Annotated in this window: 17 protein-coding genes; 5 read left to right on the plus strand and 12 right to left on the minus strand. The window is 36.0% G+C overall.

From position 1 onward, the window contains the following. Window positions 1–61: 61 nt before the first annotated feature. The 7 genes from NX902_RS20055 to NX902_RS20085 form a co-directional block, all read right to left on the minus strand. Window positions 62–1,471, minus strand: coding sequence for a flagellin N-terminal helical domain-containing protein (locus tag NX902_RS20055; RefSeq protein ID WP_095330264.1), 1,410 nt, complete (start codon window positions 1,469–1,471; stop codon window positions 62–64). A gap of 20 nt (window positions 1,472–1,491) precedes the next feature. Continuing rightward, a complete protein-coding gene (gene fliS, locus NX902_RS20060) occupies window positions 1,492–1,923 on the minus strand; it encodes a flagellar export chaperone FliS (protein ID WP_095330263.1) in 432 nt (143 codons plus the stop codon). Window positions 1,924–1,978: 55 nt separating this feature from the next. Then, window positions 1,979–2,275 carry an EscU/YscU/HrcU family type III secretion system export apparatus switch protein gene (locus tag NX902_RS20065; RefSeq protein ID WP_047944767.1) on the minus strand — a complete coding sequence of 99 codons (297 nt, stop codon included), beginning with the start codon at window positions 2,273–2,275 and terminating at the stop codon, window positions 1,979–1,981. Next, on the minus strand, window positions 2,272–7,932 hold the full coding sequence (locus NX902_RS20070) for a hypothetical protein (protein WP_341160944.1): 5,661 nt from the start codon (window positions 7,930–7,932) through the stop codon (window positions 2,272–2,274). The genes NX902_RS20065 and NX902_RS20070 overlap by 4 nt, the downstream gene beginning before the upstream one ends. A 137-nt stretch (window positions 7,933–8,069) precedes the next feature. Beyond that, on the minus strand, window positions 8,070–8,483 hold the full coding sequence (locus NX902_RS20075) for a TIGR03826 family flagellar region protein (protein WP_095334308.1): 414 nt from the start codon (window positions 8,481–8,483) through the stop codon (window positions 8,070–8,072). Between the two features lie 13 nt (window positions 8,484–8,496). Then, window positions 8,497–9,189 (minus strand): ComF family protein, encoded by a 693-nt coding sequence (locus tag NX902_RS20080; protein ID WP_095334307.1) that lies wholly within the window; start codon window positions 9,187–9,189, stop codon window positions 8,497–8,499. Next, a complete protein-coding gene (locus NX902_RS20085) occupies window positions 9,186–10,685 on the minus strand; it encodes a DEAD/DEAH box helicase (protein ID WP_445668891.1) in 1,500 nt (499 codons plus the stop codon). Before NX902_RS20085 ends, NX902_RS20080 begins: the two co-directional genes overlap by 4 nt. A 468-nt stretch (window positions 10,686–11,153) precedes the next feature. Here NX902_RS20085 and NX902_RS20090 point away from each other — a divergent pair, with 468 nt between their 5' ends. Next, window positions 11,154–12,110 (plus strand): hypothetical protein, encoded by a 957-nt coding sequence (locus NX902_RS20090; RefSeq protein WP_095334305.1) that lies wholly within the window; start codon window positions 11,154–11,156, stop codon window positions 12,108–12,110. Between the two features lie 561 nt (window positions 12,111–12,671). Here the strand turns inward: NX902_RS20090 and NX902_RS20095 are convergent. The 3 genes from NX902_RS20095 to NX902_RS20105 all read right to left on the minus strand — a co-directional run bounded on the left by NX902_RS20095 (window position 12,672) and on the right by NX902_RS20105 (window position 15,825). Next, window positions 12,672–13,511: a DegV family protein gene (locus NX902_RS20095; RefSeq protein ID WP_095334304.1), complete on the minus strand. Its 840-nt coding sequence runs from the start codon at window positions 13,509–13,511 to the stop codon at window positions 12,672–12,674. Between the two features lie 317 nt (window positions 13,512–13,828). Beyond that, the gene (locus tag NX902_RS20100) at window positions 13,829–14,515 is read right to left on the minus strand and encodes a response regulator (protein ID WP_095334303.1); all 687 of its coding nucleotides are present in this window, start codon (window positions 14,513–14,515) and stop codon (window positions 13,829–13,831) included. Window positions 14,516–14,685: 170 nt separating this feature from the next. Further along, window positions 14,686–15,825, minus strand: coding sequence for a sensor histidine kinase (locus NX902_RS20105; protein ID WP_095334302.1), 1,140 nt, complete (start codon window positions 15,823–15,825; stop codon window positions 14,686–14,688). Between the two features lie 545 nt (window positions 15,826–16,370). On the opposite strand from NX902_RS20105, the gene NX902_RS20110 reads away from it, so the two are divergent. From NX902_RS20110 to NX902_RS20125, 4 genes are all read left to right on the plus strand, one after another. Then, window positions 16,371–17,003: a YigZ family protein gene (locus NX902_RS20110; RefSeq protein WP_123258253.1), complete on the plus strand. Its 633-nt coding sequence runs from the start codon at window positions 16,371–16,373 to the stop codon at window positions 17,001–17,003. A 130-nt stretch (window positions 17,004–17,133) separates the two neighbouring features. After that, window positions 17,134–18,243, plus strand: coding sequence for an LCP family protein (locus NX902_RS20115; protein WP_163186421.1), 1,110 nt, complete (start codon window positions 17,134–17,136; stop codon window positions 18,241–18,243). Window positions 18,244–18,514: 271 nt separating this feature from the next. Then, window positions 18,515–20,884, plus strand: coding sequence for a SpoIID/LytB domain-containing protein (locus NX902_RS20120; RefSeq protein WP_123258254.1), 2,370 nt, complete (start codon window positions 18,515–18,517; stop codon window positions 20,882–20,884). Window positions 20,885–21,038: 154 nt separating this feature from the next. Further along, entirely contained in the window at window positions 21,039–21,176 is a 138-nt protein-coding gene (locus NX902_RS20125; protein WP_163186423.1) for a hypothetical protein, read from the plus strand. Window positions 21,177–21,239: 63 nt separating this feature from the next. Here NX902_RS20125 and NX902_RS20130 read toward each other — a convergent pair whose 3' ends face one another. Together NX902_RS20130 and NX902_RS20135 are read right to left on the minus strand one after the other, a co-directional pair. After that, complete coding sequence (locus tag NX902_RS20130) at window positions 21,240–22,298, minus strand: glycosyltransferase family 4 protein (RefSeq protein WP_123258255.1); 1,059 nt, start codon at window positions 22,296–22,298, stop codon at window positions 21,240–21,242. A gap of 299 nt (window positions 22,299–22,597) precedes the next feature. Continuing rightward, window positions 22,598–24,151 (minus strand): glycosyltransferase family 2 protein, encoded by a 1,554-nt coding sequence (locus NX902_RS20135; RefSeq protein WP_123258256.1) that lies wholly within the window; start codon window positions 24,149–24,151, stop codon window positions 22,598–22,600. Window positions 24,152–24,167 lie beyond the last annotated feature (16 nt).

The raw sequence follows: 24,167 nt of genomic DNA on the forward strand, positions 1-24,167 counted from the left end.
TCATAAAATAGAAAGAAAAAAGCTAGTCCATCTTTTACCAGGACTAGCTTTGATTTAATAATTACGATTGTAGAAGCTGTAGAACTCCATTTGGTAATTGATTTGCTTGAGCCAGCATCGCTTGAGCTGATTGATTCAAGATATTATTTTTTGTAAACTCGGTCATTTCTTGAGCCATATCTGTATCACGGATACGAGATTCTGCAGATGTTAAGTTCTCATTTGTTACTTGCAGATTGCTGATTGTGTGCTCTAAACGGTTTTGGGTAGCACCTAGTTTAGCACGAATGGAAGAAATTTGGTTAATCGCTTGGTCGATTTTGAAAATTGATTTGCTTGCATCATCGTTTGAAAGAATATTCAAATTATTAATCCCCAGCTTTACAGTGCTTAATTGCGGGATATCAATATTCAGATTCTGATTTGTATTGGCACCAATTTGGAATGTTAGAGCTTTGTTTGTTAAATCAAATTGTGATGAACCCTCTTTAACATTCGCTCCAAAAGATAGCTTCAATCCGCCGTGCTCAACTTCTCCATTTCTTGTAATAAGCTCTTTAGAGAAAGTAATTGGAGTAGTAGAATCGTCACCATTCACTTTAGAAACAGATAATGTAACTTTAGATTCTATTTGAACTTTAGCTGTACCATTTCCAGTAATTTGTGCTGTGTCTATCTTTATTTTCTTGCCAGTCTCTGTTCCAATTGTCTCAGTTTTTCCATCTTCACCTACTACTGCTGCAAGCTGGCCAATAGAAAATCCACTTGGATCAAAAATTTCAATATTGGCGCTTCTTTTTGTTCCATCATCCTGATATCCTGTAACCACCACAGAATATTCTCCTAATGCTAAGTCACTGTCTGGATCCATTGTAAGAACATCTGAGGAACTGATTCCCGCACCTGGTTGATTTAATGTATTAACAAATTGCGGAGTTCCAGAAACTGCCACTTCGTATTTGCCTGTTGCCAAAGTTGGATCTACTACTGTAGGAACCTGCTTTAAGTTTGTTTTTGCCTGTTCTCCATCAAGGAATTGTGTATCAACTGCACTAGAACCATCTAATAGCTTACGTGTATTAAATTCAGTTTTAGCGGCAACACTATCAATCTCTTTTAACAGCTGATCAATTTCTTGTTGAATGGAATTACGATCTGAATCGGTATTTGTGTCATTTGCTGCCTGTACAGATAGTTCACGCATACGTTGAAGCATTGAGTGCACTTCATTCATTGCTCCTTCTGCTACTTGCATTAAAGAAACGCCATCAAGTGAGTTGCGTTCTGCCATAGATAAGCCTTTAATTTGCGAACGCATTTTTTCAGAAATCGCAAGTCCTGCTGCATCATCGGCTGCACGATTGATTCTTAAACCAGAAGATAATCTTTCTAGGTTTTTGGAAGTATTGAATTGGTTTTGGTATAGATTTCGGTAAGCATTCAGCGCCTGAATATTGTGATTAATTTTCATTTTAATATACTCCTTTTGTTTTAATTTTTATCATATGTCATGATATTTTTTTCGTATGCCAATGTTTTTTGGCGAAGACCAGTATTTATCTTAGGTGTTTTTTCTTTCATGCTTGCAGTCCAAGCCGCAAGTAGTTCTTCTACTATCGTTTTGACTTCTTGGATAATGGATATATCTTTTTTTAAATTGGCATCAATAAGTTTTCCTGCTATATAGTTATATAACATGTCTAGTTGATCGGCGATAATTCCTGCCTCATAATTAATCCCAGCGCCAAGTCTCCAGACAATGTCATTAGCTTTCTTTAATTTAACATTCGCGAGGATATAATCTTTATTCTCTATATTTTCAATTGCTTCTTCTAAATTATTTAGGCATGCTTCGTATAATAACGCTGTGAGTTCTTGTGGAGATTTTTGATAGAGTACTTCTTCTGTAATAAGGTTAGCCATGATTTTCCACCTCCAAATGCTCCTGTTTTTTTTATCGGAACAACTTTTAATTTCTTTAATATTTTTTATTCATTTCTTCAATTAATAGAAGAATTTCTGCTATTACTGAATATAATTGAGGAGGAATACTATCTCCTAAGTCCATATCTAATAGATTTGCAACAAGAGAGGAGTCTTCTTGCATATGGATATTATTTTTTTGGGCCAATTCTATTATTTGTTGAGCAACTGCTCCCTTTCCTTGTGCAACAACGGAAGGGGCAGTACTTTTATCGTCATATTTTAATACTGCTGCAACTGGCCCATTTCTTTCAAAACGATTTTTTTGATTATAATATCTTGTCATGCTCATATTTGTAAGTTAACTCCTTTCTCTTGTATGAATTCATTAACGCTTGCAAGCCTTTTATTCTCTTTTTTCTCTATTGCTTCAGCTGAAGGATTCGTAAGATGCGTAAATTGGATATTTTGAACTTGATAACCAATCTCTTGTAAACGATCTACCGCAATTTTAGATAGCGGCGACATTTTCTTTTCAAAATCTGCTGAATCATTTTTTACGGTGATAGATAGATTGCGATCTGTCGCATTTAATAAAATTCCAACATCCCCTAATTTCTTCGTTTCTAAAAGAAAGTAAAGATTGCAATTTTCCCAATCTACCTGCTCTCCTTTTGATTTTGAATTGATAAATACTTGTATATTCTCATTTTTCTCGCCTAACAGCATGGGTAAATTAAAGAACATGCTTTGCAATTGGCTAGATGAATCTTGCTTATTTAATAATTGTTGACCATTAATATTGTTTAATGCCTGTTCCGCCTGCCTGCTAACTGTTTCATCACCTAAATTTTCACTGCTTGCCAATTTCAATAATGTTGTCTTTAGATTATCTTCTTGTTCTTTAGTTGGTGTATGGCTTGAAACTAGTTTATTTGCTACATCGCTCTCTCGATTTAAACCGAATGAGCGGATTTTTTCATACATTTGTCGTGAAGAAGGCTCTTCTCCTTCTAATATATAATTCCTCCCCATATCTTCAGATTGTTTTACCAAACTTTTCAATGGAGATACTTCTTCTAATAACGCACTATTTTTTGAAACATAGTGGACAATTTTTTGTTCAGATGGCTTATATTGAATACTCTCAACCATCTTCTTCACCTCTGAAACAATTTCAGTTGCTTTGGCAGTATTTCCATTAGAAAGATATTTTTTTGCCTCCGCTAATTGTGAGCTTGCCTGGAGTAATCGTTTTTCGGTACGCATATCGGCATATAACATTAAATCACTTTTTAAAATTGTTTGATCTAATTTAGCGATTGTACTTTCAATTATTTTGGATGCTTGCGGAATACTTGAATCTTTATATTTTTCCATTAATTTTTGTGCATTATCTAAATTCCGATAGATTTCTCTCTTTATATCTCTAAACTCATGTGTTGCCTCTGCTAATTTTTGCGATATTTTTGTTACCAATATATCCTTTGATGAGATGCCCATGGCTTGTAACTGACTATCCCATCGTTTCTCTTCCATCTCCACTTGTTTTGGAGAACTATCTTCTACATAATTTTTATTTTCCTGTTGTATTGCTGTTTCTACTTCTTGTAAAGCTTTAGAAATGTTTTGTCTAGATGCCATCTCTCTGCCTTTACTACTTAACTCTAATGAAGTATTAATTGCTTTTTCTATCTTTTCTTTTTTATCTGGACTTAAGTTTTCATTTTTACCAAGCTCAGACTTTAAATCATTCAGTGCCTTTTCTAAAATAGGCTCCTTCTGTATTTGTTTAACAGCTTGTTTGATACTATCCAACTGTAATTGAGTTGTCGCGTTAGCCCTAGCAGCTTCTCTATTGCTCTCATTTTGTTGAACTGGACTCTTTTCATTAGGAATTTTTGAATTATCCATATCGATAACCTGATTAAGAGCAGTTTTTATACGCTCTTTGGACGCTACATTTAATTGATCTGCTTGGTTAAGAATCTGTTCTACTTGTTTAACCACTTCCGGCGGCATTTTTGGATTATTGGTTATCGTTTCTTTTACCGTTTGGATCGCTTTTTGTAGGTTTGGCTCTTGCTTTATTTGGTCTTTCGTTTGGTTCAATTGATCTTGTACTGCTTTGCTTTGGTCTGTTGATATTGGTTTGGTTTGTTGGGCTGTTATTTCTTGTTCCGCTTTTGTGAGTGCTTGTACTAATTTCTCGCGGCCAGCACTTTCTTGGCCTAAACGCTGACTTATCGTTGCTTCTCTTACTGCCTGTTCTACTTGTTTAACCACTTCCGGCGGCATTTTCGGATTATTGATTATCGTTTCTTTTACCGTTTGAATCGCTTTTTGTAGATTTGGCTCTTGCTTTATTTGTTCTTTCGTTTGGTTCAATTGATCTTGCACGGCTTTGCTTTGGTCTGTTGATATTGGTTTGGTTTGTTGGGCCGTTACTTCTTGTTCCGCTTTTGTGATTGCTTGCACTAATTTCTCGCGGCCTGCACTTTCTTGGCCTAAACGCTGGCTTATTGTCGCTTCTCTTACTGCCTGTTCTACCTGTTTTACTACTTCCGGCGGCATTTTCGGATTGTTGACTATCGTTTCTTTTACCGTTTGGATCGCTTTTTGTAGATTTGGCTCTTGCTTTATTTGGTCTTTCGTTTGGTTCAATTGATCTTGCACGGCTTTGCCTTGGTCTATAGGTTTGGATGGTTGGGCTGTTATCTCTTGTTCGGCCTTTGTGACTGCTTGTACTAATTTCTCGCGGCCAGCACTTTCTTGGCCTAAACGCTGGCTTATTGTCGCTTCTCTTACTGCCTGTTCTACTTGTTTAACCACTTCCGGCGGCATTTTCGGATTGTTGACTATCGTTTCTTTTACCGTTTGGATCGCTTTTTGTAGATTTGGCTCTTGCTTTATTTGGTCTTTCGTTTGGTTCAATTGATCTTGCACGGCTTTGCTTTGGTCTGTTGATATTGGTTTGGATGGTTGGGCCGTTACTTCTTGTTCCGCTTTTGTGATTGCTTGTACTAATTTCTCTCTGCCCGCACTCTCTTGGCCTAAACGCTGGCTTATCGTTGCTTCTCTTACTGCCTGTTCTACTTGTTTAACCACTTCCGGCGGCATTTTCGGATTATTGATTATCGTTTCTTTTACCGTTTGGATAGCTTTTTGTAGGTTTGGCTCTTGCTTTATTTGGTCTTTCGTTTGGTTCAATTGATCTTGCACGGCTTTGCTTTGGTCTGTTGATATTGGTTTGGTTTGTTGGGCCGTTACTTCTTGTTCCGCTTTTGTGATTGCTTGCACTAATTTCTCGCGTCCTGCACTTTCTTGGCCTAAACGCTGGCTTATTGTCGCTTCTCTTACTGCCTGTTCTACCTGTTTTACTACTTCCGGCGGCATTTTCGGATTGTTGATTATCGTTTCTTTTACCGTTTGGATTGCCTTTTGCAGGTTTGGCTCTTGCTTTATTTGGTCTTTCGTTTGGTTCAATTGATCTTGTACTGCTTTGCCTTGGTCTATAGGTTTGGATGGTTGGGCCGTTACTTCTTGTTCGGCACGAGTCAATGCCTGCACAAGCTTCTCTCTGCCAGCACTTTCTTGGCCTAAACGCTGGCTTATTGTCGCTTCTCTTACTGCCTGTTCTACTTGTTTAACCACTTCCGGCGGCATTTTCGGATTGTTGACTATCGTTTCTTTTACCGTTTGGGTCGCTTTTTGTAGGTTTGACTCTTGTTTTATTTGGTCTTTCGTTTGGTTCAATTGATTTTGCACGGCTTTATCTGTTGCTATTGGTTTAGCTTGCTGGGCCGTTACTTCTTGTTCGGCACGAGTCAATGCCTGCACAAGCTTCTCTCTGCCCGCACTTTCCTGGCCTAAACGCTGGCTTATTGCTGCTTCTCTTACTGCCTGTTCTACTTGTTTAACCACTTCCGGCGGCATTTTCGGATTGTTGACTATCGTTTCTTTTACCGTTTGGATTGCCTTTTGCAGGTTTGGCTCTTGCTTTATTTGTTCTTTCGTTTGGTTCAATTGATCTTGTACTGCTTTGCCTTGGTCTATAGGTTGGGATGGTTGGGCCGTTACTTCTTGTTCCGCTTTTGTGATTGCTTGTACTAATTTCTCTCTGCCCGCACTCTCTTGGCCTAAACGCTGACTTATCGTTGCTTCTCTTACTGCCTGTTCTACCTGTTTTACTACTTCCGGCGGCATTTTCGGATTGTTGACTATCGTTTCTTTTACCGTTTGGATCGCTTTTTGTAGGTTTGACTCTTGTTTTATTTGGTCTTTCGTTTGGTTCAATTGATTTTGCACGGCTTTATCTGTTGCTATTGGTTTAGCTTGCTGGGCCGTTACTTCTTGTTCGGCACGAGTCAATGCCTGCACAAGCTTCTCTCTGCCCGCACTTTCCTGGCCTAAACGCTGGCTTATTGCTGCTTCTCTTACTGCCTGTTCTACTTGTTTAACCACTTCCGGCGGCATTTTCGGATTGTTGACTATCGTTTCTTTTACCGTTTGGATTGCCTTTTGCAGGTTTGGCTCTTGCTTTATTTGTTCTTTCGTTTGGTTCAATTGATCTTGTACTGCTTTGCCTTGGTCTGTTGATATTGGTTTGGTTTGTTGGGCCGTTACTTCTTGTTCCGCTTTTGTGATTGCTTGCACTAATTTCTCGCGACCGGCACTTTCCTGGCCTAAACGCTGGCTTATTGTTGCTTCTCTTACTGCCTGTTCTACCTGTTTTACTACTTCCGGCGGCATTTTCGGATTGTTGACTATCGTTTCTTTTACCGTTTGGATCGCTTTTTGTAGGTTTGGCTCTTGTTTTATTTGATCTTTCGTTTGAGTCAATTGATTTTGCACGGCTTTATCTGTTGCTATTGGTTTAGCTTGCTGGGCCGTTACTTCTTGTTCGGCACGAGTCAATGCCTGCACAAGCTTCTCTCTGCCCGCACTTTCCTGGCCTAAACGCTGACTTATCGTTGCCTCTCTTACTGCCTGTTCTACCTGTTTTACTACTTCCGGCGGCATTTTCGGATTGTTGACTATCGTTTCTTTTACCGTTTGGATGGCTTTTTGTAGGTTTGGCTCTTGCTTTATTTGGTCTTTTACTTTATTCAATTCCGTAGCAGACTCTTGTAAATTGCCTGTTTTTATATTAGTCAATACATCCATTATTTTAGTTTTGGCTATCGATTGCAGTTTTTCAGAATCTTGTATAGCTTGTGTAATACTTTTTATATGCTCTTTCGATATCCGTGGATTTTCGCTTATTTTTGTACGTAATAGCTCTATTCCTTTCTGAATATCCGCTTCCGTTTCGATTGCAGAAGATAATTCACTTATTAATTTACTCAAAGCATTATTTGGTTTTGAACTAGTTTCATTTTTTAAAGCATAGACTGTATTATGATGTTCTACTTGATTTTCCGATAAATTTTTTTGAAAATTAGGGTCTATCGCATTAGCTATTTTTGTAATGATATCATTTAAAGGCTCTCCATTAACTGCTGCATGAATAGAACGTAAATTAACTGCTGATATCTCTAGATTTTTGCTTGCCAGAGCACGTATTGAAACTAATTTTTCATCTATTGTTCCTGTTTCATCTTCCAAAAATGCATTTAACTGAACTAATATATCTCTATTTATAGTAGTCTTTTTTCCTAAAATAGCCGTTGCCATTCTTAATTCATTTTTACTTTTTTCTGAAATACTCATATCTTCTATCATTTTCTCTGATGAAGGATTCGATGGTAAGTCAGGAGTTTTAGTGGTGTTTGTTTTAACTTTTATTTCACCACCATCCATATCACTAATTTGGACAGAAACTCGATTTTCCTTGGGAATCGTTTCTTCAAATTTCACATTAAAGTCTTTTCCTTTAATTTGGACAACCGCTTCAGTTTCTGAAATCCGAGATTTAATTTGGGCATTATATGTTTCATTTTTTAAAAGCTCTAATTGTTTTTCATTGGTTGTTACATTGGATAGTTGGGTTTTATTAGATATTTGCATAATAACACTCCCATAAAATACATTCTTCTTACTATATCGGCCCAATGCTTTCTAACTTTATTTATTCAAGAAAAATGGTAAAATTTAATTAAAAAAGTTTAATAGAAAAATAATTCTATTAAACTTTTTTAATTATTCTACCTTTTATCTAATACTCGATAGGCTGATTTATTTCGTTCTTCAATTTCTCTTTTTCGTTCTTCTTCTTTTTCCATCACATTGAGATCATTCTGTATTCCTGATAAACAAGAATGACACAGCTTCCCTTCGCGAATAATCGTTCCACACTTGGCACAAGGATATCCAAGATTAGGGAATTGGGCAAGCTTGATTCTGCCTTTTTTAATAAATTTATAAATCAACGTTCTTTCTACACCAGTTGCTTCGACCACATCATCCATCTGTGCTGTGCGATTCTGCTTTTTGCGAATATATTGGTATACTTTTTCATAATCTGCTTCTTCTTGTTTATAGCATTTCAAACACACATCTCGAATGTTATTTAACACATATATATCGCCACAGTTTGGGCAATTCCCTAGTTCAGCCATCTATGATTCCTCCTCATCTTGCAATCGTAAAGGAAGTGATGGACTTTGCTCCCGCTTCCTTTAGCACTTTCGCTGCATTTCGTAACGTTGCACCTGTAGTATATATATCGTCCACCAGAACAATATCTTGAGCAATAACAGCCTCTTTCTGCTCTATTTTAAAAATATTTTCTATCTGTAATCGTTGTTTCCGTGTTTTTTTCGATTGTTTTTCACTATGTGTGCGCACAAGACCATTTACGTAAGGAACTTTTGCATAAAAGAGAACTGCCTCTACTTGATTAAAGCCTCTTTCGTACAAACGTTCGTCACTTAATGGAATGGGCATCACCACTTTATTTTTTCCGAAATCCTTCGGTAAAAATGAAACGAAAGCTGCAGCAATTTGATAGTCCCCTCTATATTTAAACCGTGCAATCGTTTCTTTCAAAAAATCATTGTACAAAAATAACGATTGGTTGGATTGCAGTATTCCTTTCCATTCCTCTACGCCCTCCCACTTTTGACAATCATGGCACATACCATCCTTAATATGAACAGATTCCAGCAACTGCAGAGATCGGCCACAAGTTCGGCAAGTATCTCCCTTTATTACTGCTAACTTCTCTTTACAACTGGCACATAAATAACATTCTGGTTCTTTTGAGAAAAGATAGGTCCAATTAAATTCCGGTATAACTGGAGCTAAACAAATCACACAAATCATAATAGAAGCATCCCCTTCTCTCTTGCTTCCTGATTGCTACTCTTAATTTGCTTTCGTGCTAATACCATATTATTTGTTTTTCCATAATGAAAAAAAGTTATCGTTCCATCTGGAAATTCCTTTTTCCTCCCTACTCTTCCCGCAATCTGTACAAGGGCACTCTCTGTGAAAATCCGATTTTCTGCTCCTAACACTGCAACATCTACATTTGGAAAAGTGACGCCCCTTTCTAAAATCGTTGTGGTAACAAGCAAATTCACTTCTTTATTACGCATTTTTAGTACCTTTTCCTTTCGATCAGGATCTTCGGCATGAACTGTTTCAATCGTATCAACAATTGGCTGCAACAGCTTTTTTACTTTTTCCATATAATGAATTTTCGGCACGAATAAAAGCATTGGTTTATTGTGTGGAACCCGTTTTCGAATCCAATCAACTAGCATGACAGGCAGCTTATCCTTTTTCAAGCCCTTTTCCCAATTCCCACACCATTGAAAATCTGGAACAGGCAACGGATATTGATGGAAGCGTGCTGGAATAGTCACAGAGTGTATTTTGTTATGCTTGCACTTTTCTTGCCAGCCTTTATTGGGAGTCGCCGTTAAATAAATAAGTGTCGATTGTTCTTTCCTAGCTTTTTGCACAGCGTATTGAAGCGATTTATCGACGGAATATGGAAATGCATCCATTTCATCCAAAATAATGAGGTCAAAGGCTTGGTGGAACCGGAAAAGTTGGTGAGTCGTGCTAATGGTTAGCGGACTATACTGATGACGTTCCTCACTACCACCATAAACAGGCAGTACCTTTATTTCCGGAAAAACTTCCTGCAATCGCGGAGCCAACTCGAGAACAACATCTGTACGAGGAGTAGCAATACATACACGTTGATTATCTCGCAGTGCTTTTTCAATTCCTTTAAAAAGAATCTCCGTTTTCCCAGCGCCGCAAACGGCCCAGATAAGGAGCTCCGATTGTACCTCGATAATATGCTCCATTTTCTCTGATGCCACTTGCTGTCCTTGCGAAAGCCTGCCGCTCCATTGTAAAGTGATCTTTGATGTTTCTTGATCTCGTTCTGGTCCGTGCCATGTAATTAATGGGGTACATTCACTTATTCTCCCCATCATGATGCAATTTCGACAATAAGTGCAGTGTTCCTGACAGCGCGCGCAGGGAAAAGTAGCAAATAACTCCTGATTTTCATTGCCACAACGCATGCAAATATATTTATTGCGTGCTTTTTTCACCACACCTTTCCTATATGAGCAATAACCATTTTCGTAATGTGTTTGGATTTCTTGTTCAGAGAAGGGGAGTTCAGCTAGTAGTAAAGCTTTACCTTGGAGCGTGGCTTGGAGTTGTGGATTAAATGGATAAGCGCTATTAAGCGACGGCGTTATCAGTTGGTTTTGGGAAGCATTTGAGATTCGGAAAGAGTGAGGGGAATTACTTTTCGTTGGGAGTAATATATTGTCCTTTTGATAAAAACGCATTATTTTCCTCCTAGTTCTGATTTACATCAATTTAGAAAAAATGTTTTCCGTCCCATAGGCGTTAATCATGCGGAATAAAGCATTCATCACCTGGCAAAAAACAAAGTGGAAAATCCACGTCCTTTCCCCCCTGTATCCTGCCAACTTCCCTTGATAAATGGAATATTAGGATGATGAGCTCTATTGCTCGAGAGCAAGGCCTCTAAGTGGAGCGCTCGATATGGATATTCAATTGGTTTACGATTAACTGCTCACTTCCTTTCTTTTTTATACTGAATTTATTCTATACTGCCATTTGAATTCCTGCCTATTTGATAAAAAAGGACTAGTGAATAAAACCAATTGCTTTTGTTTACTAAACTGCAATTTGGTAACTACATAATTTAAATTTTTTATCGTTAGTCGATATAAAATATAATACCAATTTTCAGTTTTTATATTAACTGGTAATAAAAAAGGAGTGTCGTTATGCAAATTAATCTTTTGTTTGAAGGAGCAGTAAAAGAACAATTTAAGCAACAAGTATCGACCAATACAGATGTACTAACGGGGCAGCCACTAGGTGGGAAAAAGGAAATTGAAGTAGAGCGTGACGGAAAAGCTTTTACTTTAAGATTCTCTGATGAAATCAAACACCTAAAAGCAGCGACAGATGAAGAAATTGCACAAATGTTTGCTCAGCAAGTAGAGGACCCATCTGATATTTTTTCATATCGTCCGCGAGACCAATGGCTTATTTTCAGTCAATATTTAAATGATAATGGTATCTTTGATGGGAAGAATGCGAAGGATATTGAAGAAATTGAAAATCTACTTGTAGATATAACGGATGGCTTAGATAATTTAGATATTGCTACACCAAAAGGCCGAGATATAAAATCTGGAAGCAAACCTATTACACAGCAATTAACTTCTGCTGAGGCACAATTAGAACTCGCCTCTTCAACAGCTGCATTACAACTATTTAGTGAGAAATATGTTACAGGCGATGCGAAAGAGGGCTTTCACCAATTGATTGAACAATACACAAAGCGAAATGAAAAACGTGTATTGAGTTATAAGTCAATCGAAGAAAAATTTTATCAAGGGCGTGCGAAGATTTATGAAACACGACATATGGATGCATCTTCTTTAAATGCCAAACAAAAAAATAATTTATCGATTACAAATAAACTAGGCAAAATCACTTATACAGAAGCAGAAATTTCCAAAATGATTGAAGGTTATAAAGAAAAATTCGGAATGCTTCAAAATAAATCAGATGTTGATGTCCTCATTGCTAAATTGCAGGATGAGCTATCGAAGTTTGTTACAAAAGGTATTTCTAAACAAGATAAAGACTACGAAGCAGCAAATAACTTCGTTAAAGAGAAAACAGCAAAAACTTTTGAGCGCATTGCAGATTATTGGAAAAAATTATTATAATAATATACAACCCCATACAAAATAACGTTTCCAAATCAAAGTTTGGGAACACACCCAAAACCCGTAAACGTTGATTTAACAATGTTTACGGGTTTTTACATAATGGAAGATTTCAAAAGCTTCCGAGAGCAACAAATGGAGATTAATAAACAGCTGATTGAAGAAATCCTTGGTCAGCATGAATACATAGAGAAGCGCTTATAAGAGAGGTACCGGTTGCTCGTAGAATCGATGAGCCAAACGCTGGTGGCTCGTAAAGAGATTACTGCAGCTGAGAATACGGAGAAGAAAAAATGGTGGTATTTTGGAAGATAGGGGAAGTTTAAAAATACCACCTTGTGGATCAAGAAGGGACCTTGAGCCTAGTCAAGTTCTTACAGCGGTACTGGACTGAATGTAGTAAGGGAGGATACAAAGCTGTAAATGCTTGACTAACACGATTTACAAGCTAGTCATGACGAAGGAATGAAAAGGGGCGCTCTTCCCCGTTCATTTTTCCTTGCGACTTCCACAAAAAAATCCCGATTCTTTTCCAAGAACCGGGATTCCAAACAGCATTTATTATCTTTTCTTTATCCAGCCAAGTCCCATTGATCCTTCTCCTAAGTGTGTACCAATAACAGCACCAAAGTAGCTTAAAGAGAATTCGATATTGGGGAATTCTTGTTCTAATTCTGCTTTCCATTCTTTTGCTTCTTCTTCACGATTACCGTGGATGATGGCAGCGTAGTAGCTACCTCCATTCGTTTCTTCGCGGAGAAGTTCGACAATTCGCCTCATTGCTCTTTTTTTTGTGCGGATTTTTTCAAATGGGACGATTATTTTATCCTTAAAATGCAGCAATGGCTTTACCTGCAGGAGACTGCCGATGATTGCTTGAGCACTGGAAAGTCGGCCGCCTCTTTGGAGATTGGATAGATCATCTACCATAAAATAAGCGTTGCTTGTTTGTTTTAATTCGTCCAGAATGGGTATGATTTCTGCTGCGGTTTTCCCTTGTTGGACTAATTTGGCTGCTTCTATTGCATAGAAGCCTTGAACCATGCAGCTTATTTCTGTATCAAAAGCAAATACTTCAATGCCCTCGACCATGTCTCCAGCAGTAATGGCTCCTTGATAAGTGCCGCTGATTCCACTTGATAAATGAACACTTATTACTTCATCATAATTCTTAGATAGTTCTTCAAATAGCTCTACAAATTTTCCAATAGCTGGTTGAGAAGTAGTAGGCAGGTCCATCTTTCTAACTGCTTCATAAAATTCAGATGCAGTTAATTCTCTTTCCTCCTCATATACTTCTGACCCTAAGAAGACTGTCAAAGGGATCATATATATATTGTACTTCTCCCTCACCTCTTTAGGAATATAGGCCGTACTATCTGTAACAATAGCTGTTTTCATGCAATTAGTTACCTTCCTTATCTATTCTTTGTATACATATTTTAACTAAAAAAGTTTATTAGCATTATCTATTAATTCTATTATAATGCACATAAAGAGGAATTTATATGGAATTTTAAATGGCAAGGAACTATTATAACAGATTTTTCACTTTATAGGTTGATTAGAATGGCAATAATTCTTCCCTATCACTTCCTCTAATTCTTTCGCATTTTCATATAATCGCAAGGAAAACACCAACTTCACCAAAATAGAACTATTCGTTAAAAAAAGGAGTTTCCTCAAACCAACAAGTGATTTAGGTAACCCCTTTTTTCTTAACGAACTTCTACCCAACCGTTTTTAATAGCAACAACTACTGCTTGTGTACGGTCGTTCACATTCATTTTTTGTAAAATATTACTTACATGGTTTTTAACCGTTTTTTCACTAATAAATAGTGCCTCGCCGATTCCTCGGTTACTTTTTCCATCAGCAAGAAGCTGTAAGACCTCACATTCACGTCTTGTTAATAAATGCAATGGTCTTCTTATTTCTACTACTTGAACATGATGTTCATCCGAATTTGCATTCTCTAATGCTAAACGGCGATATTCATTAACGAGATTATGGGTTACTTTCGGGTGTAAATAAGAACCTCCATCTGCTACTACTTTAACTGCTTCAACTAAAGCATCTGCATCCATTTCCTTAAGCAGATAACCGCTCGCACCAGTTTTAAGGGCATGAGTTACGTAATTTTCATCATCATGAATAGATAGGATAATGACCTTTGTCTCTGGAAATTTCTCTAGTAATTGTCTTGTTGCCTCTACACCGTTAATGGTAGGCATATTAATATCCATGATTGTTACGTCGGGTTGGTATTCTTCGATTAGCTGAATAGCTTGTGTACCATCGTCGCCTTCCGCTACTACTTCGAAACTCGATTCGAAGTCGAGAATTCTTTTTACCCCTTCTCTAAATAATTGGTGATCATCAATAATAACTATCTTTGTAGTCAACTGCTCCGCCTCCCTTATTTTCTTTAGGCTTTCGTCCCAATGTTATTTTTGGTAGGAAAATGAAGTTCTCGCTTTCCTATCCAGACAAGTATCCTCCACTCCATTCAACGCAAAAGTGTTAAACATCATTTTGGTTAAAATAACATACTTCTAGAAAACAGTCATTTTTATCATCTAATAGGAACGTTGATCATAATAATGGTTCCAACTCCAAGTTTGGAATCAATGGTTAATTCCCCATCCAGTAGTTCTACTCTTTCTTTCATCCCAATTAAACCAAAGGATTCTTCTTTTTTCTCATTCTTATCGAATCCTTTTCCATTATCCTTAACTAAGACGATAACTTGCTCCATTCGTAATTCTACTTTTACGGAGATTTTAGATGCTTCTGCATGCTTTAAAGCATTTTGGACTGATTCTTGAACTAAGCGAAAAATGGCAACTTCATATTTGCTTGGAAGTCTTGTTTCTTTTCCGATGGTGGCAAACTCAATTTTAATTGATTCATGATACTCTTCTGTTGTTTTCAAATATTTTTTTAGCGTCGGAATAAGACCTAGGTCATCTAAAGCCATTGGACGAAGATCATAAATAATTCTTCTTACCTCATATAATGCACTTCGTACCATCACTTTTAAATTTCTGATTTCTTCAAAGGCCTCTTTCGCCCCATGCTCTTTATATATTCTTTCCACTAAGTCAGAACGCATCATTACATTTGCCATCATTTGTGCAGGACCATCGTGTATTTCTCGAGAAAGTCTTTTTTTCTCTTCTTCCTGGGCACCAATAATTTTCAGACCGAAATCCTGCTTTTGTTTGGCGTCTTCGATTACTTCGCCAACTTGCTTTAAATCACTAACCAAATAATTCATCACGACAGAAATTTGTGTGACCAGATGTTCTGCCCGCTTAATTGTTTCATCTAGCCCTAACAATCGCCGCTCTAGATCATCACGGCGTTCTCGATACTGCTTTTCTAGGTGCCGATTCATGCTCAAATCCATTTGCAGTGTATGTGCTCTTTCATAAGCTTCGCGTACTTCTGCTTCTGAGTATTCATTAAAATGCTTACTCACTTCTGATAAGCGTTTACGGGCAAACCGAGACTGGATTTCTAGCTTGTCTCCTTTTTCTATCGTTTCTAATACAAGAACTTTCATTTCTTTTAATTCTTCGGTAAGGGTTTCATAATCTTGTCGACATTGTTCTCCAATACGAAAAATTTCATCTTTGCTTGAACCAACGGTTTTAATCATTTGTTCTACAATATAATCTAACGTTTTTGTGTCAAATTTCCTTATCAACATATTTAATTCCTCCAAAAAGGCTAAAACCCTTCCAACATCCATTCTTATTTTAGCTTGAAAGTTAATAATATGTTTAATTCATCGAAAAATAAATTAAAATCGTTATTTAGACATATATCCCCCTATATAAAACCATGTCCGAAGACCTATTAACATCAAGAATTACTGTGAAAAAGTATGTAAAAATGCAATAATATAATCTTATCCTATTCTAAACCAAAAAAAAAGTAAAAGAAAATAGATAGATAACGGCGCCTGTAATCAAAGACTCGTAAGCCTCTCCATGAAATATAGCCCATACCATATGTAGCGGGTCTTTTCGAGCATGGAGTTTTACTTATTATATCATGCTTGCTAAATCGCTATATTAAGATTTGATTACAATGCGAACAATAATTGAACAATAAACAATGTCGAATTATAATGAAATAAGACTAATTATCGATTTTCTACTATTTTTTTATAGAAAATGGTTACAAAAAAAAGCTTATATAACGAACAAACCAATATTAGTGGAAAGAGACACAAAGAAAGGAGCTGCCCATATGCTTCCTTCCTATCTTACTGTGCCTAGCTACGGAGAATATGAACTAATTATTCAAAAATCACGCTTTATTGCTCATATCGCTCGAACAGAAACAGAAGAAGCAGCACAGGCTTTCATAGGAGAAATCAAGAAAAAACATAAAGAGGCAACACATAATTGTTCTGCTTACTTAATTGGAGAGCATGATCAAATTCAAAAAGCAAACGATGATGGGGAACCGAGTGGCACCGCAGGAGTACCAATTCTTGAGGTCCTGAAGAAAAAAGGACTGAAAGATACAACAGTCGTTGTTACCCGTTACTTTGGTGGGATTAAGCTTGGTGCAGGTGGGCTTATTCGTGCTTATGGAAAAACAACCTCTGAAGGATTAGCAAATATCGGTATTATCGAAAGAAAGTTAAAGCAAATAATCAGTGTATCCATCGAGTATCCCTTACTTGGTAAAATAGAAAATGAATTACGTTCAAAGAACTATGAAATTAAAGATATCCATTATTTAGAAAATGTCGAAATAGATGTCTTTGTAGATTCTGATGAGGTGGAGACTTATAAGGATTGGATAACTGACTTGACGAATGGACAAGGTATTATAAAAGAAAAAGCCACCTTGTACGCTGAAACCCTCATTTGAATTTTTTACAATTAATACAAAAATATACCTGGTATAGAAATAAACTACTAATTTACGTTAAAGAGTGATAGAGGTAAGATAGTATGTATGATTTCATTCCGCTATTTCTTAATTCAAAAAGGAGAAACTTATGGCAAATAATACAAGAGAGACTTTAATAAAGGATACAAAGAAAAAGAAACGAAAAAAAATTAAGCTTTTTATTTTTGTCCCATTGCTGGTTATTATCTTAGCAGGGATTGGTTATGGAGCTACCTTATATTCCAAGGCAAAATCAGTGGCTGATGATTCTTACGAGCCAATTGACCGTGATTCTAAAAGGGATACAAAAGTAGATCCAAACATTGATGACGTTTCGATTTTATTCATTGGAGTAGATGATAGTAAGAAAAGATCGAGCAAATCCGGCACAACCCGTTCTCGTTCCGATGCTCTCATGCTTGCTACTTTAAATGAAAAAGAAAAATCCGTTAAATTGCTGAGCATCCCACGTGATTCCTATGTATATATTCCGGAACGCGGCTATTCTGATAAAATTACCCATGCCCATTATTTCGGCGGAGTTTCATCAACTTTAGACACAGTGGAAGAATTGCTAGATATTCCTGTTGATTATTATGTAAAAATGAATTTCGATGCCTTTATGGATGTAGTAGATGCATTAGGTGGAATTGATGTCGATGTTCCAGTAACATTTACAGAACAAAACTCAAAAGATAAAGCAGGCGCCATTCATCTTGAAAAAGGTTATCAAGAATTGGACGGCGAACAAGCACTTGCCCTTGCACGAACAAGAAAAATCGATAACGACATTGAACGTGGGAAAAGACAACAATTAATTATGCAAGCCATTATGAAAAAAGCAGTCTCTATCGAAGGGATTACCAAATACTCAAAAGTGATGGAAGCGATCGGAAGCAATATGACAACAGACTTATCATTTAGCGATATGCAATCTTTAATTGCATATGCAACTGCGGATAATGGTTTACAAGTGGAGACACTAACGCTAGCTGGAACTGACGGCCGTGTCGATAATAAATACATCTATCAATTGGATGAAACAGCATTAGCAGAAACAAAATCGATTCTTCAGCAACATTTAGGAATCACTAAAAGTCTTCAATCTGACTCCAACAGTACAACGGATACAGATACAACAGTAGACACTGAATCAAATACTAATACTAATACTAATACTAATACAAGCACTACAACAGACACTTCTACTTTAAATTAATCTTTATACCTGACATACACTTATCTTCTGGTGTATGTCTTTTTTTGCAAAAAATTTATACTTCTTCTGCTTACATCTATATTTGCCTTCACTCGACTTCTATCAAAACTATTTACCTCTTAAAATACCAGTATTACCCACGAAACAATAGTATAAAAGTATGATAGAATCATACTAGCTTCATGATGAAAGAAAGTTTTACTCTTCTCTCGTTCCAATGGTTTCAATTAAATTACAGATCTACATCAATTAAATAAAAGGAGCAACGATATTGAAAAAAACATTCTCATTGTTGTTATCATTCATCTTATGTATTTCTCTATTACCTACATTTGGACAGCCCACTTATGCAGCAAGCGGCAGTGAACCACAAGTACATGTTATGCTAAAAAATTATCTAGGAAACAAAACTCAAATTAGCATTGCACCATCAGGAACATATAAAACGACAGATGGAAAAATTTCCCTAAACAATACAACAGCCTATACCCTTAAAATAGAACAAGCTAAACTTAAGCTATATAAAGGAAGTACTTTTCTTTATGAAGCTGATTCATTAACATTTGCTCCATCCAATCCTGATGATTATCTAACAATTAACAATAGAAAATACAAAGGTTCTTTTACCTTTATGATGGAAACGATAAATGGTTCTAATTATGTTCGCCCGGTTAACACTCTTGGGATGGAAGAATATCTTAAAGGCGTTGTTCCGAGTGAAATGCCTGCTTCCTGGAATATAGAAGCTTTAAAAGCACAGGCAGTGGCAGCAAGAACATATTCTTGGAATTATGGCGGCAAAACCATTACAGATACAATCAGCCATCAAGTATATGGTGGCTTAAATGATTCCCATCCTAATTCAGATCAAGCAGTTGAAGCAACAACTGGCCAAGTCCTAAAATTTAATAATCGCTTAATTGACGCTGTTTTCTCTGCAAGTAACGGCGGGGTAATGGATTCGGCGAAAAACGTATGGGGCAATGATTTTGCTTATTTAGTAAATGCACAAGATTCGTTTGATACAAGCTATACATGGAGCTTCAATGTTCAGAAAGCCCAAATAAATATGCAAGATTATGATGTAGCAAACCCAGATGCTTGGTGGAATAAAGTTTCTGAAAAAGACAGCACCATTACAACGAATATAAAAAAATGGTTAAATGATAATGGATATAAGGATAAAGACATCAAAATTGTCGCTGTTCCTACCTTATCTTTTGATAACCCTTCTACAACGAAAAGAGTAAGCACAGGTTCTATCTCCATTCAATTCTATGTAAAAAATCAGAGAGATTCAAAAGGAGCACTCCTTTTACAAGAAATAAAACAGGCAAATGTGGCAGCATCGAAAGTAAGAGCAATCATCGGCATAAATAATGTAAAAAGCTATCTCATTACAAAGAGCTCTTCTACTGTTGATACACACAGCATCGCTGGAAGAGGATATGGACATGGTGTTGGTTTAAGCCAATATGGAGCAAATAACCGCGCAAGTGCTGGACAGAAGTACAATACAATCTTAGCGTTTTATTATCCTGGAACACAATTAGTTACAGAATACAGTAAGACTGCTGCAATTACAGTTCCTGAACTAAAAGAAGGAAAAGCTGAATTTAATCAAGCAAACAATACGGTTAAAGTGGGCTTTACCCTAACAAAAGCAACTAGTACTGTTGTAACAATTAAAGATAACGATGGAAACAGTGTTGCTACACTTTTAAACAATGGAGCCTTACAAGCTGGTAGTTACGATTATACTACTAATGCTTCAAGCTGGAATAATGGCAGTTACACAGCTGAAATAACAGCAACGGACATTGCGAATAATAAAGTGACAACGAACATTGCCTTCCAGGTCGCAAAAATAGAAGTGCCAACTATTAGTATTAGTTCCATCAAAACTGCATATGATCAGAAAGGCAATACTATTAATGCATCCTTCGCTATCAATCAACCATCTAAAGTAACGGTGACGATTTCGGACAGCAAGAATAAAGTAATGAAAACTTTAGCTAGCAATAAGTCTCTATCTGCCGGTACGTCCTCCTATAAATGGGATGTCCGTAGTGTAAAAGATGGCACTTATACGCTAACGATAAAAGCGGTTAATAATATAGGAAAAGAAAAAACAGAGAAACAAAATTTCACGCTTAAAAAAGCTGTTGCACCAACAATAAAAGATGTAAAAACAAGCTATGATACAGCAGGTAACAAGATAAAGACTAGCTTTAATATCAATCAATCAGCAACATCCACAGTAAAAATCTTGAATAGTAAAGGCAAGGTAGTTAAAACTCTAGCCTCTAATAAATCATTAAAGACAGGAATCCATTCTTTTACTTGGAGTGTTGGAAAAGCAGCAGACGGCAGCTACACTGTGTCTGTAGAGTCTGTAAATGGAAGTAAACTAAAGAGTACAGTTACGAAAAAGTTCACCTTATATAAAGTAAAAACAGGGACTGTAAAAGCTTCTAATCTTAATATTAGACAAAAAGCTTCCACCTCTTCCAAAAAGGTTGGTTCGATCCCAAACAATAAGAAAGTCACCATATACGCGAAAAGCGGTTCTTGGTACAAAATTAAGTATGGGAAAGTCACTGGTTATGTATCAGCACAATATGTGAAAAATGTGAAATAGCCAAAAAGGTAATTATTATATAGAGCACGGAGCATAGCCTCTGTGCTCTTTTTTATTCACTCCCTTAAATAATAGATAGAAAATCGAATTAAAAGCTTGCAAATTTGTACATACTATTTTTATTGGTATTAAAGTAGTTAAGCGAGGGATTGAAATGAAAAAGTTAAATATTTTCAATAAAGTTACTCCTGAACACTTAAAGCATTATGATAGTGAGATCTTTCATCTTGATGATGAAGAAGGAGAAGAAATAGATTCATTTTCTCTCAAGAAAGAGAATGAATGGATGTAAATGCATAATAATAAAAGTCGGGAATGTCTCCGTTATTAGAGACATTCCCGACTTTTATAATCATTATTTTTTTTCTGCTGAATATCTTATATCATTGATAAATTTTAAGATAGGTTTATAATTCTTCCCTACCAATCCTATTTTCTCTACGATTAATTCAATAACCAACAATACTGTAACAATTAATAAAATGGCTCCCCACACCTTAGCTTGGGAAAAAATAACAGCAACTAAGCCAAAGAAAGAGGCCATTGCATAAATAATAATTACTGTTTGTCTATGAGTAAAACCTACATTTAACAAACAATGATGCAAATGCGATTTATCAGGCGCCATTAACGGCTGCTTATTCACTAAACGACGAATGATCGCAAAAAACGTATCGGAAATAGGAACCCCTAAGATAATCACAGGAATAACAAAGGAAATTAACGCTACATTTTTAAATCCGAGTAATGACATAACTGCTATTATATAGCCGAGAAATAACGCACCCGTATCCCCGAGGAAAATCTTAGCAGGATAAAAATTAAAGAATAAAAAGCCTAATGTGGCCGCTAAAACGATAGAGGAAATAGCAATTACATACCCATTCCCCATAATCATAGCCATTCCAGTAATCGTAAATAATGCGATACTAGAGACTCCTGATGCTAGACCATCTAATCCATCAATTAAGTTCATAGCATTGGTTATTCCTACAATCCACAGAATAGTGATCGGAATATCTAAGAACCCAAACTCCAATTTACCTCCAAAAGGAAGATTGATGAATTCTACCTGTACTCCACCCCAAACAACAACAATCACGGCTGCTAATGTTTGCGCTAGAAATTTCACTTTCGCTGAAAGATTATAAATATCATCTAGCATTCCAGTTACAATAATTACCGCACTACCAAGTAAAATAGGATAATGATAATCTTTATCCGGATTAATAATTAATGCTCCAATTAAAAAACTTATATATATTGCTAAACCACCCATGCGAGGCATAACTTTCTGATGAACTTTACGTTGTTCTGGTTTATCCATTGCTCCTAATTTAAATGCAAGCTTTTTTACTACAGGAGTAAGCAAGATAGAAGCGATAAAACATACAACAAGCATTATATAAATCATATAGATCCTCCCTAATGCCTTAATAACGCACATTTGTAGGCATCCGTCTTTCCTTACAATATCGAGATTTATTATAGCACATTTATGAGATACTTGGTCTCTATAATTTACTATCTTTTTTTACAATTATATTACATAAAAATAATTGCTTTGTTTACTATCATAATATAAGACGTATAAAAGTCCAGAAGGTTTCAACTGATTAATACATTTTTCACCAATTATCGTTCGTTCAATAGAGTTAGTATACGATTTTTCATGTAAGAAAACAGTGACTTAAAAAAGCCACTGTTTTCTTTCTATTTTCCAACATTCAATCCTAAATTAGAGTTAACGGTTGTATAAAAATGAAAGGATTTTTTATCTAATACTTTTTGATGAGGATCTATTCGGCTTATACTTACTTTTTGATAATCATTATATTTAATAAAGATTCCATAGCTTCCTTTTGCTAGCTGTATTAATGCTGAGTTAGGTAAAAATGTTTCATAGAGATACTCTTCAGCTTTCGAAATAGAGAAGGAATATTGATCGTCTGGATTGCTTCGATTTCGAAAAATTAATTCATTTAAATTCTCCGTATAATCTCCATATACATAGAATTTAAATGTATAACCATCTTCTTGGAAACTTCCGTCCTTAAAGAAAGCTGCCATTGATACTCTTATATGTTCATATCCTTCAACAGGAGTGATCATATATGGTAAGTTATCATTAACAATAACTTCCTTCACTTTTTGACTTTTATCCCACATAAATAATTTCGCTATTTTGTCAAATTCACCATTTAGGTACATTTGATAAGCAGATTTATTGATATGATGGAAAAATTGATTTGTTATATCATATTTTAAATCCTTTGTTGTTTCGACTACCTCTGCAAATTTTTTAAAATAGGCACTCTTATTTTTGCTTTTGAAAAAATGCTGTCTATTAAAAAATCTTGTAATACAGTCAAACTCATATAATCTATTTAAAATCATTTTTTCTATTTGTTCATCCAATTGCTTTGCTTTAACATAGTTAATAACTTTAATATTCGTATCCATTTTATGCATGATATCAGTTTGTTTCGTTAGTGAAGCATTATTTTCATCCAAACGATTTAAATAGTAAATCGTTTTGGTTGTAGTGGAGATGGCGCGCGCATGGACCAAAACATCGATGAAAAACTGCTTGTCCTCAGCAAATTTCATTTCTGGATACTTAATATTATTTTCCTTTAATAAAGATGTTTTTACCATTCTTGCTCTTGGTCCTAAATGTTGAAAGATATGGGGAATTGAAGTAGGAAGTACACTTCTTCTTTCCATGCATGATTCATGTTCTCCAACAATCTTTGTTGATTTGCTTTCGACCTGAATCGTTTTCCCAACCACATAATCATCATTAGTTTCTTTTAAAATAGAATACAATGTCTGTAAACCATCTTCTTCTAACCAATCATCTGCATCTAAAAATGTCACATATGGAGAAGTAGATAATTCTATTCCTAAATTCCTTGGATGTCCAGGCGTACCGGTGTTCTTTTCCAGAAAAACAACTTTAATACTATTTGGATATCTTTTAGCATAATCTAGCAGAATAGGTCGTGAATTATCAGTCGATCCGTCGTCTACAAGGATATATTCCACTTGATTAAAATCCATTGTTTGATTAATGACAGATTCAACCGTTTTCTTTATATTTTCCTCTGCATTATATACCGGAGTAACAACTGTAACTAATTTGTCCATTTTCTTCTTAAATATTCCTAAAATGTTTGCTTTTTTTTCATATACATAGTATCCATCCGTGTTGTAATGAATATTATTCTCTCTTTCAAAGCTATTTCGGTTATAGGATTCAGTCATTCCATTAACCTCCCCA

The organism is Niallia sp. FSL W8-0954, from assembly GCF_038005605.1.
In the GTDB taxonomy this organism is placed as follows: Bacteria; Bacillota; Bacilli; order Bacillales; family Cytobacillaceae; genus Niallia; species Niallia circulans_A.

Bases quoted from the DNA above. Each gene is read 5' to 3' on its own strand.
- NX902_RS20115 (WP_163186421.1), top strand. From the start codon at position 17,134: ATGGCAAATAATACAAGAGAGACTTTAATAAAGGATACAAAGAAAAAG.
- NX902_RS20130 (WP_123258255.1), bottom strand. From the start codon at position 22,298: ATGATTTATATAATGCTTGTTGTATGTTTTATCGCTTCTATCTTGCTT.
- NX902_RS20065 (WP_047944767.1), bottom strand. From the start codon at position 2,275: ATGAGCATGACAAGATATTATAATCAAAAAAATCGTTTTGAAAGAAAT.
- fliS (WP_095330263.1), bottom strand. From the start codon at position 1,923: ATGGCTAACCTTATTACAGAAGAAGTACTCTATCAAAAATCTCCACAA.
- NX902_RS20080 (WP_095334307.1), bottom strand. From the start codon at position 9,189: ATGATTTGTGTGATTTGTTTAGCTCCAGTTATACCGGAATTTAATTGG.
- NX902_RS20085 (WP_445668891.1), bottom strand. From the start codon at position 10,685: ATGCGTTTTTATCAAAAGGACAATATATTACTCCCAACGAAAAGTAAT.
- NX902_RS20075 (WP_095334308.1), bottom strand. From the start codon at position 8,483: ATGGCTGAACTAGGGAATTGCCCAAACTGTGGCGATATATATGTGTTA.
- NX902_RS20095 (WP_095334304.1), bottom strand. From the start codon at position 13,511: ATGAAAACAGCTATTGTTACAGATAGTACGGCCTATATTCCTAAAGAG.
- NX902_RS20055 (WP_095330264.1), bottom strand. From the start codon at position 1,471: ATGAAAATTAATCACAATATTCAGGCGCTGAATGCTTACCGAAATCTA.
- NX902_RS20105 (WP_095334302.1), bottom strand. From the start codon at position 15,825: ATGTTGATAAGGAAATTTGACACAAAAACGTTAGATTATATTGTAGAA.
- NX902_RS20110 (WP_123258253.1), top strand. From the start codon at position 16,371: ATGCTTCCTTCCTATCTTACTGTGCCTAGCTACGGAGAATATGAACTA.
- NX902_RS20135 (WP_123258256.1), bottom strand. From the start codon at position 24,151: ATGACTGAATCCTATAACCGAAATAGCTTTGAAAGAGAGAATAATATT.
- NX902_RS20125 (WP_163186423.1), top strand. From the start codon at position 21,039: ATGAAAAAGTTAAATATTTTCAATAAAGTTACTCCTGAACACTTAAAG.
- NX902_RS20090 (WP_095334305.1), top strand. From the start codon at position 11,154: ATGCAAATTAATCTTTTGTTTGAAGGAGCAGTAAAAGAACAATTTAAG.
- NX902_RS20070 (WP_341160944.1), bottom strand. From the start codon at position 7,932: ATGCAAATATCTAATAAAACCCAACTATCCAATGTAACAACCAATGAA.